This is a genomic window from Halocynthiibacter sp. SDUM655004, assembly GCF_026015885.1.
GTDB lineage: Bacteria > Pseudomonadota > Alphaproteobacteria > Rhodobacterales > Rhodobacteraceae > Falsihalocynthiibacter > Falsihalocynthiibacter halioticoli.
Window position 1 is genome coordinate 888736 of record NZ_JAPDUG010000002.1, and the last position, 14896, is coordinate 903631.

Annotated in this window: 15 protein-coding genes; 13 read left to right on the forward strand and 2 right to left on the reverse strand. The window is 51.8% G+C overall.

Going from position 1 to position 14896, the window contains the following annotated elements:
• The first annotated feature begins 20 nt into the window (after window positions 1-20).
• From N9C89_RS11925 to N9C89_RS11935, 3 genes are read left to right on the forward strand one after another with little or no spacing between them, the layout of a single operon-like run.
• On the forward strand, window positions 21-1028 hold the full coding sequence (locus N9C89_RS11925) for a lysylphosphatidylglycerol synthase transmembrane domain-containing protein (protein WP_263954112.1): 1008 nt from the start codon (window positions 21-23) through the stop codon (window positions 1026-1028).
• Window positions 1012-2325: an FAD-binding oxidoreductase gene (locus tag N9C89_RS11930; protein ID WP_263954113.1), complete on the forward strand. Its 1314-nt coding sequence runs from the start codon at window positions 1012-1014 to the stop codon at window positions 2323-2325. Before N9C89_RS11925 ends, N9C89_RS11930 begins: the two co-directional genes overlap by 17 nt.
• Window positions 2322-3059 carry an SDR family oxidoreductase gene (locus tag N9C89_RS11935; protein ID WP_263954114.1) on the forward strand — a complete coding sequence of 246 codons (738 nt, stop codon included), beginning with the start codon at window positions 2322-2324 and terminating at the stop codon, window positions 3057-3059. The genes N9C89_RS11930 and N9C89_RS11935 overlap by 4 nt, the downstream gene beginning before the upstream one ends.
• Here N9C89_RS11935 and N9C89_RS11940 read toward each other — a convergent pair.
• Together N9C89_RS11940 and N9C89_RS11945 are read right to left on the reverse strand one after the other, a co-directional pair.
• On the reverse strand, window positions 3056-4498 hold the full coding sequence (locus tag N9C89_RS11940) for a UbiA family prenyltransferase (RefSeq protein ID WP_263954115.1): 1443 nt from the start codon (window positions 4496-4498) through the stop codon (window positions 3056-3058). The genes N9C89_RS11935 and N9C89_RS11940 overlap by 4 nt on opposite strands.
• Window positions 4491-5402, reverse strand: coding sequence for a lytic transglycosylase domain-containing protein (locus tag N9C89_RS11945; RefSeq protein ID WP_263954116.1), 912 nt, complete (start codon window positions 5400-5402; stop codon window positions 4491-4493). The genes N9C89_RS11940 and N9C89_RS11945 overlap by 8 nt, the downstream gene beginning before the upstream one ends.
• A 355-nt stretch (window positions 5403-5757) precedes the next feature.
• On the opposite strand from N9C89_RS11945, the gene N9C89_RS11950 reads away from it, so the two are divergent.
• The 10 genes from N9C89_RS11950 to N9C89_RS11995 all read left to right on the forward strand — a co-directional run bounded on the left by N9C89_RS11950 (window position 5758) and on the right by N9C89_RS11995 (window position 14895).
• Complete coding sequence (locus N9C89_RS11950; RefSeq protein WP_263954117.1) at window positions 5758-5943, forward strand: Flp family type IVb pilin; 186 nt, start codon at window positions 5758-5760, stop codon at window positions 5941-5943.
• Window positions 5944-6142: 199 nt separating this feature from the next.
• Entirely contained in the window at window positions 6143-6328 is a 186-nt protein-coding gene (locus N9C89_RS11955; protein ID WP_263954118.1) for a Flp family type IVb pilin, read from the forward strand.
• Window positions 6329-6525: 197 nt separating this feature from the next.
• Window positions 6526-6708 (forward strand): Flp family type IVb pilin, encoded by a 183-nt coding sequence (locus N9C89_RS11960; protein WP_263954119.1) that lies wholly within the window; start codon window positions 6526-6528, stop codon window positions 6706-6708.
• Between the two features lie 180 nt (window positions 6709-6888).
• Window positions 6889-7731 carry a Flp pilus assembly protein CpaB gene (gene cpaB / locus N9C89_RS11965; protein ID WP_263954121.1) on the forward strand — a complete coding sequence of 281 codons (843 nt, stop codon included), beginning with the start codon at window positions 6889-6891 and terminating at the stop codon, window positions 7729-7731.
• 228 nt (window positions 7732-7959) lie between these two features.
• Window positions 7960-9390, forward strand: coding sequence for a type II and III secretion system protein family protein (locus tag N9C89_RS11970; RefSeq protein WP_263954122.1), 1431 nt, complete (start codon window positions 7960-7962; stop codon window positions 9388-9390).
• A 4-nt stretch (window positions 9391-9394) separates the two neighbouring features.
• Entirely contained in the window at window positions 9395-10048 is a 654-nt protein-coding gene (locus N9C89_RS11975; protein WP_263954123.1) for an OmpA family protein, read from the forward strand.
• 192 nt (window positions 10049-10240) lie between these two features.
• The gene (locus N9C89_RS11980) at window positions 10241-11479 is read left to right on the forward strand and encodes an AAA family ATPase (RefSeq protein WP_263954124.1); all 1239 of its coding nucleotides are present in this window, start codon (window positions 10241-10243) and stop codon (window positions 11477-11479) included.
• 9 nt (window positions 11480-11488) lie between these two features.
• On the forward strand, window positions 11489-12925 hold the full coding sequence (locus N9C89_RS11985; protein ID WP_263954125.1) for a CpaF family protein: 1437 nt from the start codon (window positions 11489-11491) through the stop codon (window positions 12923-12925).
• Window positions 12926-12930: 5 nt separating this feature from the next.
• Window positions 12931-13899, forward strand: coding sequence for a type II secretion system F family protein (locus N9C89_RS11990; protein ID WP_263954126.1), 969 nt, complete (start codon window positions 12931-12933; stop codon window positions 13897-13899).
• Window positions 13900-13908: 9 nt separating this feature from the next.
• Window positions 13909-14895, forward strand: coding sequence for a type II secretion system F family protein (locus N9C89_RS11995; RefSeq protein ID WP_263954127.1), 987 nt, complete (start codon window positions 13909-13911; stop codon window positions 14893-14895).
• Window position 14896: the final 1 nt, after the last annotated feature.

Here is a 14896-nt window from a genome sequence, read left to right on the forward strand (position 1 = left end):
ACTCCGCCCGAATGATAGTGATGCGCACCAAAAGCGATATTAAGACATTTGCAACCACTGTATTCACGTCCAAGTGGCGCGATCCGGTGATGTTTGCGGGCTTGTTGCTCTTGGTATTGATAGGCCTTATCGGCCTCGCTGCGGCGACTGGCTGGGAAGAAACTCTATCTCACCTCGAGAGCCTGACGTTTTGGCAAATTTCTCTTTTGTTACTGCTATCTCTCGCGAATTACGGATTGCGTGGAATACGGTGGCACGTATTTGCACATCGATTGGATCTCCCGCTTTCTCTGTTTCAATCCCTACGGCATTTCTTTGGCGGGTTCGCAATGAGTGTTACACCAGCTCGTGTTGGTGAGTTAGTTCGAATACGCTGGATTGGGCGCGAAACGGGCGCAAGCCCAGAACGCACGGCACCGCTTGCAATTGTTGACCGCGCAAGCGATTTGTCCGCGATGGCGATATTGCTGGCGATTGCACTTGTCTTTGCTGCGGGCGGGCCCAAAGGGGCAATTGTGGTGGCAGCGTTCGCGATTATTGCGGCCATCATTGCAACCAACCCTCGTATTTTCAGCGCGTGCGTGACGAGATTCTATCGCATCACGGGTGTTTTCCCTCGATTTTTCGTTCGAGTACGTCGGGCTTCACAAACACTCGCGCAGTTTTCGCACTTTCCTACCGTCGCGATGACTTTGCTGTGCGGATTGGCTGGCTGGTTTGCCGAGGGTTATGCCTTTTTCATTTTGTTGCAATGGATGGGCGCAGACATTGGCCTTGCCACGTGCATCGTAATTTTCGTCTTCTCCACACTCGCCGGCGGATTGACTGGCGCACCGGGCGGAATAGGTGGCGCAGAGGCAGCAATGATCGCGCTATTGAGCCTCGAAGGGGTTCCAATCTCCTTGAGCGTTCCTGCAACAGCAGTGATCCGATTGACCACGCTCTGGTTTGCCATTGCTCTTGGGCTGGCTATCTTCCCGCTCGCCGAACGTATTTCAAAAAGAGGGCCTTATGCGCTGGAAAAATGATACTATCCACGGCTGGGGGCGCGCGCTGTCAGCTATGTGCGAGATTGCACGCCCCGAAAAGTCCAGCGAACTCGCCGAAGTTTTGGCAGACGGCGCGGTTCCAGCCATGGGCAATCGGCGCTCCTATGGTGATGCGGCGTTAAATGACGATGGTCGCGCGCTTGATATGACGCGCCTCGACAAGTTTCTCGCCTTCGACGATGAGACTGGAGTTTTGAGTGTCGAAGCTGGTGTCGAGCTTGGCGAAATCACCCGTTTATTTGCACCGCGCGGTTGGCTGCCTCCTGTCTTGCCCGGAACCGGCTTTGCAACGGTCGGCGGAGCCATTGCGATGGATGTGCATGGCAAGAACCACCACCATATTGGCAGCTTTGGCCAGCACCTCGCCTCGATCACACTGCTAATCAATGGAAAATCACGCAAGATTAAACCGGACAGAGACGCAGGCTTGTTCAAGGCGACGGTCGGAGGCCTCGGGCAGACAGGGATCATTGTGGCGGCCGAAATTATCATGTTGCCCTGCAAAGGCGACGTGATGATGGTCACCGAAAGGCGTGTCGAAGGGTTTGACGAGTTTCTAACCCTGTTGGACGGCTCCGAAGCGACATATACCGTTGGTTGGATCGACGCGACAGCCAAGGGAAGCGCGCTTGGGCGCGGGATACTTGAAGAAGGCGAAACAGGTTCTGGCCTTGTTCCTTCTCCTGGCCGTTCGAAATCAGTTCCTTTCAATGCGCCCAAATTCGCGCTTTCCGCTCCGATCGTGAAGCTATTCAACTGGCTCTATTATCGACGTGTTCCAGAACACGGGCGCACTTTGGTTAAGCCAATCTCTGATTTCTTCTTTCCGCTTGATAAAATTCACGATTGGAACCGCCTCTATGGCAAGAATGGTTTTCACCAATTCCAATGTGTTGTTCCGATCAACAGTGCTGCTGCATTACGCGAAATACTTCAATTGATCGCAAATTCCGGCCTCGCAAGCCCGCTTGCAGTATTAAAGCGTATGGGTGAAGGACGCGGAGGATACCTGTCCTTCCCGATCGAGGGCTATACGCTCGCTGTGGATTTTCCGAATACAGAAGCCGCGCGCGTTCTCATTCCCCGCCTTGAAGCGATGGCTGTTGAGGCTGGAGGCCGTATTTACTTCGCGAAAGACTCGCTCTCCAAAGGCGACAAAATTGCCGACATGTACCCAGACTACTCAGATTGGCGCAAAGCAGTTGAAAAAACCGATCCGGACAGAAACCTAGCTACAGACCTAGTTCGCCGCCTGAACCTGAGGAGCGCAGAATGAACGAAACATGGATTATACTCGGCGCGACCTCTTCGATGGCACGCGCATATGCCCGTAAAGTTAGCGAAACGGGAGCTGCTGTCATTCTCGCCGGTCGGAATACAAAGGAACTGGCTGCGCTTGCTACTGATTGCGAGATTCGCGGTGCGCGCTCTGCAAAGGCTGCGAAGCTTGATGTTCGTGATGAAAAAACATTTGGTGCGATCATCAAAGACGCGATCAAAGAAGAGGGCACAATAAATGTCGCCTGTTTTGTCGGCTCAATGCCCGATCAATCCGAAATTGATGATGATCCAAGCCTAATTGATGGTGTTGTCACCGACAGCTTCACCGGCCCTGCAAAATTCTTGCAGACTATCGCGCCCGAACTTGAAGCACGCGATGGAGGGACGGTTGTTGGCGTGGGATCTGTTGCTGGAGACCGTGGTCGCGTTGGAAACTACGTCTATGGCGCGGCCAAGGCAGGGTTTCACACTTATCTTTCCGGATTGCGAAATCGGCTTACTCGAAGCGGCGGTCATGTTGTCACCGTAAAACCAGGTTTTGTGGATACGGCGATGACCTGGGGCATCGAAGGAATGTTCCTTGTTGCAAAGCCAGAGGATATCGCAGACGAAATTCACAAGGCCGTAAAGAAGAAGCGCAACACAATCTATACGCCCTTCTTTTGGCGGTACATTATGCTCATCATTCGCTCGATCCCAGAGCCAATCTTCAAGAAAATGTCGATCTAGCCCGCCCAGATCTGGAACCAGCGTTGCCAAAGCCCTGCCGCATAGAACATCAGCGACAGCGTGAAAAACAGGATGCCCAACCCGATTTTATCGGTGAGAGCAAAGACGATTGGATCGTGATCCTGTTTGCCTTGATACCCGAGAACAAGCATTCGGATCAGCCAAATCGCAATTGGCACAAGCGCAAGCCACAGCAACCACTGGATCGGATAAAGGCTTAGGGCGTGGTCTGACATGCTATAAAAGAAGAAAAGCAAAAGCGCTCCAACAATGCCAAGACTACCGACATTGACCAGATCGCTGCGATCATTGCGGCCATAGCCGCGGCCGGGCAGGCGCTCTTCATTTGTTGCAAGAGTAAGTTCGGTGAGACGCTTCACGCAACCGAGCGTGAGGAAGATCGGCAATATGAATAGTAGCATATAGCCGGAGGTCTCGACCCCCACCGCCGCCGCACCAGCAACAACGCGTAAGGTATATAGAGCCGCCAAAACGGCGATATCAATCCACCGCATACGCTTCAGCCGCATGGAATAAGCCAGCGACAGAGCAACATAAAGCAGGATGACACCCAAGAACGCCGGTCCAAGCGCCGCTCCAACGCCCAGCGCAATTCCCGCAAGAACTACAAAGCCTAGCATTCCATATTTTATCGGCACCAAACCTGCGGCGAACGGGCGTTTGCATTTCTTGACGTGAAGCCTGTCAGCTTCAAGATCGAGCAAATCATTCACCAGATAGATCGAAGATGCGGCGGCGCTGAATGCGATCATACCGAGCAGTACTAGCAACCAAGATTGCAAATCGAACTGATGTGCTGCGATTAGAGGAAGCACCATAAGAATGTTTTTGACCCATTGGTGCGGTCGCATAGAGCGGTAGATATCTTTGAGACTAACGCTGTTCTTAACTTCAGCGACGCTGTGCCCCGCTTGCTGAAGCTTCTCCGCGATTTTGGGCTGCCCAACAACGATTGCGCCATCTGCCTTCTCCCAAATCGGGATATCCACAGCTTCATTCCCAGCGTAGTGGAACCCTTTTTCACCATAACGCGCGACCAAAGCATCGGCCTTCACCGCGCCTTTCATGTTTGTTACGCCATCAGAAGCGATTACTTCGGCGCTAAACTCATGTTCCTTGGCCAGCTTTCTAACAAGTTGTTCATCAGAAGCTGACGCCAGAATAATATCGCATCCGTGTGATGCCGCAACTTTGGCCAGTTCGTTGACCTCTGCGTTCACTGGAAGCAGTTCCGTACGCAGGTTGGCAATCTGTGCAAGCTTCTGTTTCAAACGCGCGCGGTCGCCAAAATCTTGTAGGCATGTCTGAAGTGTCTGGAGAGGCGCTTTGCCTAGGCCCGCCCAGAAACACTCGTACAGCATATCTGTATTTAGAAACGTTCCGTCGACATCGAGAACGAGCGGTTTTTCATTAGCCATCGACCTTGTCCTCGGTCTTCTTCGCGCTCTTTACCGCAAACACGCATCCATCAGATACGAGCTGAGGTGGCGTTAAGCATAGTCCCCGTGCCACTGTCCACGCGCTAAGAACCTTTGGAACATACGCACGTGTTTCTGCATATGGTGGGACGCCGCTATTGTCTAACACTGCATTCTCACCCGCATTATAACCCGCCAACACCAGAATCGGATCGTTATCGAACTTTTCCATCAACCAATTAAGATAGGCCACACCACCTTTAATGTTCTGCACTGCATCAGAAGTGTCTGTAACGCCAAATCGCTCTGCTGTAGCGGGCATGAGCTGCATGAGGCCATTCGCACCAGCATGCGACGTCGCGTCTGTTCTGCCTCCCGACTCAACCGAAATTAGCGCAAGTACGAAAGCAGGCGAAACACGGGTACCAACTGTGGCCAGCAAAATATCAGTGCCGTGTTTAGCCGCGATATCCTGAAGCGACTGTAGACGTGGTGGAACAACTTCCTTGCCAATAGGAGCTTTGGCCAGATGATTTACCGCTGAGGGCAACCGCCCTGGGCCGGATGCCGAAATGCTCGGCGAAACCTCCGCCCAGAACCAAGCCATCGTATCGGCGCCGCTTGGTTTCTTTGTTAGGGCTGGCTTTTCGGGATCTGCAGGAATGACCTCTTCGCCTTCAATATACTTTTCCGGCTTTAACTCTTCGCGCGCGCGAGGCGGCGTTAAACGGATCGGAACTTCGTCCGGATCAATTTGTACAGTAATCTTCGGCGGAGCACCCTTTTTGGGAACTGTAATCCGCTTAAAGGTAAAATCTTTCCCAATCGCGACATTCTCTGCCGACGACAGCGAGGCAAAAAACACCCCACAAACGAGAAATATGAAACCGAAGCTCCGCTTCATGCGGTTACTGCCCTGCCCGGATATGAATTTATTGTTTCCTTTGTCGCAAAAAAACGCCCTTCACACTAGTAAAAGGCGCAAAAAACTTGGGCAATGCGGCCACATTTATTAACAGGCTTCAGCAGTCGTCCAGTTGAATAGATTTTTTCTCATTTTTATTTTGTTTAGAATCAACTGATTAGATGAAATCCCTGAGAATTTAACACTTTACCAACTTTTGTACGGTTAGCGCCAAATTACCGCCCCATTCCCCCACCTATATGTACTCATCCAAGGCGAACACGGGATCAAATCAGGCCGATCCACTCAACGTCGAGCCAGGGAAAACGAGCTAAACACATCTTGGAGAGACACAATGACTAAACTTTTTAATAACTTCGTAAAAGACGAATCCGGCGCTGTAACTGTTGACTGGGTTGTTCTGACTGCCGCCATCGTTGGCCTCGGCATCGCTGTTCTTGCTTCCGTTCGCGGCGGTGTAACAACACTGTCCGGCAACATCTCGACTGCTGTTGCGGGTGTAGCTGTAGACGGTTCCTAAGTTCGAGCGGGCCTGCGCTCGCTTTCCCTGCGCCTCCATCTTTCAAGAGGAGGAGGCGTATCAAGGCATCGCCCAGAAGTTCACAACTTCTTAAGATTGCCCAGCAACGTCCACTATGTTGCCACAATCAATGGGCAATTTATTCACAAGCACTGATTTTTCGGTGCATCATAACGACAAGATCACTAGGAGAGACACAATGACTAAACTTTTCAACAACTTCGTAAAAGACGAATCTGGCGCCGTAACAGTTGACTGGGTTGTTCTCACAGCTGCAATCGTTGGCCTCGGCATCGCCGTTCTCGCAACAGTTCGCGGTGGTGTTACAACACTGTCCGGCAACATCTCTACAGCAGTTGCAGGCGTAGCCGTAGACGGTTCCTAATACCGAACCAAACAAAGCGGATTTTTTCGCAGTGGCCGCGCTCCTTCCTGGGTCGCGGCCATTTTTGTAACTAGCCTAGCGGGTATTCAAACTAAAACCCCTTCACATCCAATTTGTCGCCACATTCGGAAGACAATGTTTGGATGAACACAAAAACACTGCGAACAAAATCACCTTCAAACAAAAGGGAAACAGCAATGAAACGCCTTCTCAAGAATTTCTACGCAGATGAAACCGGCGCAATTACAGTTGATTGGGTTGTTTTGACTGCAGCGATCATCGGCATGGTCATCGCAATCTTTGCATTTTTTAATGGCCCTACTTCGAACATCGCAACAGCAATCGGTAATGCAATTGGCGCAATGACGGTTGGCGGCTAATACCACCAGTGGTCAAATAAGCACTGCGTCAAATTGATTGTTTACCAATGTCGAAAAATTCCTGTAATTGACCCTTACTTTTCACAGTATCGCCGCAATTCGTTGCGATGAACGTCTATCGAGTAATGCGTTCGACCGGCCCGAACTCACCGGACAACGCCCAAATAGAAAGGGCATATCATGAGATTAGTTTTTGGATTGGTCCTTATCCTGGGTTTGGGGCTTGCTGGCTTTGCTGTTTATACAGCCAAGGGATATATCGGAAACTATCAGGCAGAATTGCAGCGCGAACGGGCAGCAGCCAAAAAGATCGTCCCCACCAAAGATGTCTATGTTGTTACGCGCGTCGTTGAATACGGTGAGCGGCTCGCCCAAGAAGACATGAAAACAATCGCCTGGCCGGAGAATTCGATTCCCGAGGGCGCCTTCACATCCGAAGAAGACATGTTCCCCGAAGGCCCAGAAACACTTCGCACTGTTTTGCGGACGATGGAAATCGGCGAGCCGGTTATGCAGGTCAAAGTGACTGAGCCCGGAGAGGATGCTGGTCTTACATCGCGTCTCAAAAAGGGGATGCGCGCGTTTGCCATTAAAGTTGACGTGACTTCCGGTGTTTCCGGCTTCCTGCGTCCAGGGGATCGCGTCGATGTGTATTGGTCCGGTTCTCTTGGTGGCGGCAACAATGTCACCAAGATCATTGAGGCTGGTATTCGTATTATTGCCGTTGACCAAACGGCAAACAAAGATCGGAACGGCGCAATCATCGCTCGGAACGTAACTGTTGAGGCAACACCGAAACAGGTTGCTGGACTTGCTCAGGCGCAAGCAACAGGTCGCCTTTCTCTCTCGCTTGTTGGCGCACAGGATGACACGATCGCCGATCTCGCGATCGAAGTTGACCAGAAGCAACTCCTTGGCATCGAAGAGGCACAACGCGTGATCGAAGAGGTAGAAGAAGTCTGTACCGTTCGCACACGGAAAGGCGCAGAAGTGATTGAAATGCCAATCCCCTGCACCAACTAGAATTCTCTCAGCCTGAAAATTTCCAGAAGAGCGCACTCTATTTCGGAGTGCGCTTTTGTGTTTCCACTATATATGCCCCTCAAATGTGTATGTGTTGCGACATATCCACATCAATGCTTCCGTGGAAGGCATTGATTCTTGCAAAAAAATGACACCTGAGCCATGGTGATGGGCAAATGGGCAAAAAAGACCCAATTCCAGAGGCGTGGTCGGAGAGGCAGGATCACAATGATCATTAGAAATATCCTAAGTGCGGCTGCGTTAGGAGCAGCGTTAACCTTTGCGGTTGCCCCATCGGCGACGCACGCAGAGACTCTTAAAGTATTGAGAGGCGCAACATCGACTGCGCTGAGTGTTCCGATGAATCGGGCTGTTGTGGTCGAAAGTGAAACACCGTTTGCCGAACTTTCAATTGCGAACCCCGGCATCGCGGATATCTCCACCCTATCGGACAGAACAATCTATGTTCTTGGTAAGGCTCCGGGTCGTACGACGTTAACCTTGCTTGGCGCTGATGGCGGCTTGCTCACCAACGTTGAAGTCCACGTCACGCCAGACATCGCCGAATTCAAAGAGCGGCTGCGTCAGATTCTCCCGAATGAGAAAATCGAAGTTCGCACCGCAAATGATGGGATCGTCCTTTCCGGCACAATCTCCAGCATCGCACGCATGGATCGTGCGCTTGACCTGGCACAGCGATATGCACCGGACCGTGTTTCAAACCTCATGGTCGTAGGCGGCAATCATCAAGTTCTTCTGAAAGTTAAGTTCGCAGAGATGCAGCGCTCCGTTCGCAAGAGCCTAAGCTCAAGCATCGGTGTTTCGAGCTTGCTAGGCGATCCGACAGTGGTTGGGGGCGCAGGAAACTATGCTGAGAGCGCGCTCCTGAACAACGCGCTAAACAACAACAGCACATTGTCCGCAAACGATCGAAATGGCGCCGTGCTATTTGGTTTCAATGCAGGCGGTACGCAAGTTGCTATTATGCTTGAAGCCCTTGAATCTAAAGGCGCTGTCCGCACACTGGCAGAACCAAATCTTACCGCTCTTTCAGGCCAAGAAGCAAAATTCCTTGCCGGTGGCGAGTATCCCGTACCTGTGGCACAGAACAATAGCGGTGGCGGCACGACAACCACCGTTGAGTTTAAACCATTCGGTATCGAGCTGAACTTTATCCCTCGCGTTGTGGATGGCGATGTTATCAACCTCACACTTGATGCAGCTGTAAGTAGCCTTGATCCAACAAACGGTATTACCGCGAGCGGTTTCCAGATCGACGCCTTCCGTCGCCGCGAAACATCGACAACAGTTGAAATGCGAGACGGTGAAAGCTTTGCAATTGCCGGCCTGCTTCAAGATGACTTCCGTGATCTTAACAGTCAGGTTCCTTGGCTCGGCGATATCCCTGTTCTGGGCGCCCTATTCCGCAGCGCAGAGTACGAGCGTGAGCAAAGTGAGCTTGTGATCATTATCACACCGCATCTTGTAACACCTACTCGTGGCGAAGCGCTCGCTCTACCAACAGATCGCATTCGCCCACCGTCAGAAACCGAACTTTTCCTCTTTGGGAATGTGCTTGAAGACAAGAAGCCACAAGGCGTTGCTGGCGAAGTTGCCAAGCAAGACTTTGGCGGATCCTTCGGCTACGTGATGGAGTAAGACAATGCAAAGATCTAAAAAACAGACCTTGGCTATCAAATCGATTGCAGTAGCAAGTGTCCTCGCCATCGCGGGTTGTGACAGAGAAGCCGGCCGCGCAGTAGACGCATCCGCCTTCGGCACGTCGACCGAGAACAACTATCTGGTCCAAACCGGACAGCGAAGCTACGCGATCAGCTTGGCAAAACGCTTTGCCGAAGAGGTCCCGTCAACAATCAACTTCGCTTTTGATTCTTATCAACTTGATCAAAACGCACGTGCGGCCCTCCGTGTTCAGGCAGACTGGATCAAGCAGTTCCCTGAGGTCACATTCAAGGTCTACGGTCACACAGATCTCGTTGGTTCGGCGGCTTATAACAAGAAGCTTGGCCTTCGCCGCGCCCAGGCTGCTGTGAACTATCTGATCTCACAAGGCATCAGCCGAGATCGACTCGCAGCGGTTGTTTCATACGGCAAAACCCAGCCGCTCATCGTAACTCAAGGTCGCGAACGGAAGAATCGCCGCACAGTTACAGAAGTGTCGGGTTTCCTGAAGCGTCATCCAACTGTGCTTAACGGCAAATATGCGGAGATCATTTTCCGCGATTATGTTGCCTCTGCGGTTCCAGCAACCGAGCTCACAGGTATCACTGTAAGCGGCACCGGTTCGTCTGAATAATCGTCTTAAGAATTCGCACAATTACGGTTTTTTAGCCCCAATGTTGCCCAAATTGGCTGTCATTTAAAAGAATGGGAGCAATACGTGCGGATGAGTCGCGCGTTGGGCGACAACGGGGCGAACCGAAACCCTCGAAATTTTCGGCTCGCTGACTAGACCGTTTTCGTCCTTTAGCAAAAGGACGTAAGTCAGATGACGAGTAACGCGATGTTGCAGCCGGAACCGGCACCGATTTTAGCGTGTACAATTTCGCGCGATGTACAGAATTTCGATCTTCTGATTGAAGATATGGAAGCCGAGCTGGGCGAGAGCTGGGGGGATCTATCCTTCTCTGATGCTCTGGTTTTTCTCGAGCATGAAGACGCAAAGACATTGGAATTTGTGGCGATTGCCGTCGATGACCAAGACGAAACCGATCTTTCGATTATTTCCAACCTGATCACAGCGGCGAAAGCGGCCTCGGTTAAAGTCATCCTGATTGCGGATGATGTAAGTCCGATCGCTCTACACAAGTTGCTTCGGTTGGGCGCCGATGATTTCATCCCCTACCCGCTTCCTGAAAACGAGTTGCATGAGGCGATCGAGCGCCTTCGTCAGGAACCCGAAGTTCAAGCACCTGAAGTGGCTCCCACCACATTGAAGCCAACTGGCGATCGTAACGGCGTTGTTTTGCCTGTTCATGGCCTCGCTGGTGGCGTTGGTGCGACAACATTCGCGGTGAACCTCGCTTGGGAACTCGCGACAATTGACAAAAAGAACGCACCACGCGTGTGTATCCTTGATTTCGATCTGCAGTTCGGCTCCGTTTCAACATTCCTGGATTTGCCGCGCCGCGATGCGGTTTACGAACTGCTTTCGGACACCGAAACAATGGACAGCGAAAGCTTCATGCAGGCACTTTTGCCATTCAATGACAAGGTGCATGTCCTGACCGCCCCTGCGGAAATCTTGCCGCTTGATATCGTTGAGCAATCGGACATCGAGCGGCTGATCGAAACAGCGCGCTCCAACTTCGACTATGTCATAATCGACATGCCAACCACCTTGGTTGCATGGACAGAAACTGTTCTACAACAATCACTTGTCTATTTCGGTATGTTTGAAATGGACATGCGGTCCGCACAAAATATGTTGCGTATGATCCGCGCGCTGAAAGCCGAACAGCTTCCAGTCGACAAGATGCGCTTCATCCTGAACCGTGCGCCGAAATTCACCGATATTGCCGGCAAATCGCGCGTCAAGCGGATGGCGGAAAGCCTCGACATTAGCGTCGAAGTTCAAATGCCAGACGGGGGCAAGCAGGTTCTTCAAGCGAACGACCATGGTCAGCCTCTTGGGATGAACGCTGCCAAAAGCCCATTGCGCAAAGAAATCAGCAAGCTCGCCGCCTCACTACACGAGCTTAACCAAGCCGCCGAAACAGGCTCATAAGAGGTAGATATGTTCTCACGCTATTCGAAGAAAGACGCGCCGCAGACCGCGCCAAAAGAGGTAGCGGCCCCAGCTCCGGCGGAAAATAAAGCCCCCGAAGCCGAGAAGAAAGTTCTGCGGAAGCTCGCAGCGGCTACAGCTGCGCCAGCAAACAAAGAGTTAAAGCGAAAGTCGCGTTTGGGCGAAATCAAAGTCGAGCTCCACAAGACTCTGCTTGATAACCTGAACCTTGCCGCGCTTGAGAATGCATCGGAAAAAGACCTGCGCAGCGAAATTGTAGAGATTTCGAGCGAAGCGCTTTCCGATATGCAGATTGTGCTAAACCGGGACGAGCGTAATCAGCTCAACCAAGAACTGTTTGACGAAGTCATGGGCCTCGGTCCTCTAGAACCGCTTCTGCAGGATCCTTCGGTAAACGATATTCTTGTGAACGGTCCTCAGCAAATTTTCGTTGAGCGCGAAGGTAAGCTTGAACTCACTGACATCACCTTCAACAACGAGAAACACCTTCTTCGGATTATCGACAAGATTGTTTCCGCGGTTGGCCGTCGTGTTGACGAAAGTAACCCTTATGTTGACGCCCGTCTTGCAGACGGTTCGCGTTTCAACGCTATGGTTTCGCCAATTGCGGTTGACGGTAGCCTTGTTTCCATTCGGAAATTTAAGAAAGACAAGCTTGGTATTGATGATCTGGTGAATTTCGGTGCCTTTACCGAAGAGATGGCTGCCTATCTACAGGCCGCTGTTGCCACCCGGCTAAACGTCATTGTTTCTGGTGGTACCGGTTCTGGTAAAACCACCACGCTCAACGCACTGTCGTCGTTCATTGATAACAACGAACGCATCCTGACAATCGAGGATACGGCCGAACTTCAGCTCCAACAGACACACGTGGGACGCATGGAAAGCCGCCCTGCCAACGTTGAAGGCAAAGGCGAAGTTTCTCCACGCGACTGTTTGAAAAACGCCCTTCGGATGCGTCCGGATCGCATTATCGTTGGTGAGACGCGCGGCGAAGAAGTTATCGATATGCTTCAGGCCATGAACACAGGTCACGATGGCTCGATGACAACAATTCACGCCAACTCGGCTCGTGATGGTATTTCTCGTCTCGAAAACATGATCGCGATGGCCGGTATCGAAATGCCGCTCAAAGCGGTGCGGAGCCAAATTTCAAGTGCGGTAAACTTGATCGTACAGGCTAGCCGACTTCAGGACGGTTCGCGCCGCATGACCTCAATCACCGAGATCACCGGTATGGAAGGCGAGGTTATTTCGATGCAGGAAATCTTCAAGTTCCAGCGCGTCGGCCTTACACCAGACAACAAAATCATCGGCCACTTCACCGCAACGGGCGTTCGGAGCCACTTCTCCGAGCGGTTCCGCATGTGGGGCTATGATCTGCCGGCAACATTGTTTGAGCCAACCAAAATGGCCGCGGAGTAACGCTCATGATTATCAGCGCAGAGCCACTAATCTATGGCATGATCTTTATCGCCGTGTTGCTCTTGGTTGAGGGCATTTACCTTACCGTGTTTGGTAAATCCATCAGCCTGAACAGCCGCGTGAACCGCCGTCTGGACATGCTGGAAAAAGGCGGAAACCGCGAGCAGGTTCTAGAGCAACTCCGCAAGGAAATGAGCCAGCACCTCAAGTCTGATGGTATTCCGCTCTATTCTCTCCTCGCGCAAAAAGCGCAAAAGGCCAACATCGCCTTTTCTCCGATGCAGCTTATCATGCTCATGGCGGTTCTTGGTTTGGTTGCCTTTGTTGGCCTGACCGTAGGAACGGCGGCTTCTACACCTATCCGCGTTGGTATTTCCGTTGTTATGGGCGTTGGCGCCGTGTTCATGTGGGTCAACGGCAAGGCCAAGAAACGCCTCGCAATGATGGAAGAGCAGCTTCCAGACGCCGTTGAACTCATGGTTCGAAGCCTTCGCGTCGGGCACCCTTTTACGTCGGCAATCTCGATTGTTGCCAAGGAAATCGCTGATCCCCTTGGCACAGAAATGGGCGTAATTGCCGACGAAGCCGCTTATGGTCGTGATATAGGTGAAGCACTCAAACACATGGCCGAACGTATGGACATGCAGGATTTGCGCTTCCTTGCGGTTGCCGTGACGATCCAACAGGTCTCGGGAGGTAACCTTGCCGAAATCCTTGAGGGCTTGTCCAAAGTTATCCGCGCTCGCTTCAAGCTTTTCCGTCGCGTTAAGGCGATCACGGCTGAGGCGAAATGGTCTGGTATGTTCCTATCGGGCTTCCCACTCGCCGCACTTGTTACCATCAACGTTCTTAAGCCGGACTACTATGACGGCGTGAAAGAGACTTCTGTCTTTATTCCGGCCTGTCTTGTGGTTGCGGGTTTCCTCGGCGCAAACGTTCTTGTGATGCGCGCTCTTGTCGATATCAAGGTTTAGGAGGCAGCAATGGAATTTTTTAGTAGCATCAACACTATGCTGACCGACAATTTCGGTCCATTTGGCCCCTTGCTGGTCGCCGGTATCGTCGGCCTTTTCTTGATCCTTGGCACGCTTCCCGTGCTGCTGCGCAAGGAAGAAGATCCGCTTGATAAGCTCAAGAAGAGCATGAACAAGCAATCCGCGAGCAAAGGTAAAGCCGAAAACCTTCGTCAGGGTAAAAACGACAAGCTCGAAAAATACTCTAATTTCCTTGAGCCGCAGACTGAGGAAGAATATTCCGCGATGCGTCTTAAGATGATGCAAGCGGGTTATCGCGACAAGAATGCCATCCGTACTTTTCATTTTGCCCAGTTTGCACTCGGCATCGGCGGTCTTGCTCTTGGCGGACTTTATGTGCTGATCAATGCATCCTCGTCTGGACAAGAAGTCTCGATGCAGTCCTCTATTCTTACGCTACTTATCCCTGGTGCAATCGGCTATATGGCACCGAAATACTGGGTAAGCCGCCGCCAACAGACGCGACAAGAAGCGATCATCAACGGCTTTCCGGATTCGCTCGACATGATGCTCGTCTGTGTTGAGGCCGGCCAGTCTATGGACCAATCAATCCTTCGCGTAAGCGAAGAAATCCGCGCCGGTTTTCCTGACCTCGCTGACGAGTTCGAGATTGTGTCGAACGAATCTAAGGCGGGTAAAGACAAAGTGGCCGTTTTGAACGACATGGCGGATCGTTGCGGCGTGCAAGACGTTCGCAGTTTCGTAACCGTGCTGAACCAGTCGCAAACCTTTGGTACCTCGATCGCTGGCGCCTTGCGCGTCTATGCCGAAGAAATGCGCGACAAACGCGTGATGCGTGCCGAGGAGAAAGCGAACAAGCTTCCGACCAAAATGACTCTGGCGACCATGATGCTGACAGTTCCGCCACTATTGATCATTCTTATCGGGCCATCGGTTTACGGTATTGCCACACAACTCGGAGGCATTAAGTTCTAAT

Coding starts and splice junctions, on each gene's coding strand:
- N9C89_RS11940 (WP_263954115.1), bottom strand. CDS start 4,498: ATGGCTAATGAAAAACCGCTCGTTCTCGATGTCGACGGAACGTTTCTA.
- N9C89_RS11950 (WP_263954117.1), top strand. CDS start 5,758: ATGACTAAACTTTTTAATAACTTCGTAAAAGACGAATCCGGCGCTGTA.
- cpaB (WP_263954121.1), top strand. CDS start 6,889: ATGAGATTAGTTTTTGGATTGGTCCTTATCCTGGGTTTGGGGCTTGCT.
- N9C89_RS11970 (WP_263954122.1), top strand. CDS start 7,960: ATGATCATTAGAAATATCCTAAGTGCGGCTGCGTTAGGAGCAGCGTTA.
- N9C89_RS11975 (WP_263954123.1), top strand. CDS start 9,395: ATGCAAAGATCTAAAAAACAGACCTTGGCTATCAAATCGATTGCAGTA.
- N9C89_RS11960 (WP_263954119.1), top strand. CDS start 6,526: ATGAAACGCCTTCTCAAGAATTTCTACGCAGATGAAACCGGCGCAATT.
- N9C89_RS11985 (WP_263954125.1), top strand. CDS start 11,489: ATGTTCTCACGCTATTCGAAGAAAGACGCGCCGCAGACCGCGCCAAAA.
- N9C89_RS11995 (WP_263954127.1), top strand. CDS start 13,909: ATGGAATTTTTTAGTAGCATCAACACTATGCTGACCGACAATTTCGGT.
- N9C89_RS11930 (WP_263954113.1), top strand. CDS start 1,012: ATGCGCTGGAAAAATGATACTATCCACGGCTGGGGGCGCGCGCTGTCA.
- N9C89_RS11925 (WP_263954112.1), top strand. CDS start 21: ATGCGCACCAAAAGCGATATTAAGACATTTGCAACCACTGTATTCACG.
- N9C89_RS11980 (WP_263954124.1), top strand. CDS start 10,241: ATGACGAGTAACGCGATGTTGCAGCCGGAACCGGCACCGATTTTAGCG.
- N9C89_RS11955 (WP_263954118.1), top strand. CDS start 6,143: ATGACTAAACTTTTCAACAACTTCGTAAAAGACGAATCTGGCGCCGTA.
- N9C89_RS11935 (WP_263954114.1), top strand. CDS start 2,322: ATGAACGAAACATGGATTATACTCGGCGCGACCTCTTCGATGGCACGC.
- N9C89_RS11945 (WP_263954116.1), bottom strand. CDS start 5,402: ATGAAGCGGAGCTTCGGTTTCATATTTCTCGTTTGTGGGGTGTTTTTT.
- N9C89_RS11990 (WP_263954126.1), top strand. CDS start 12,931: ATGATTATCAGCGCAGAGCCACTAATCTATGGCATGATCTTTATCGCC.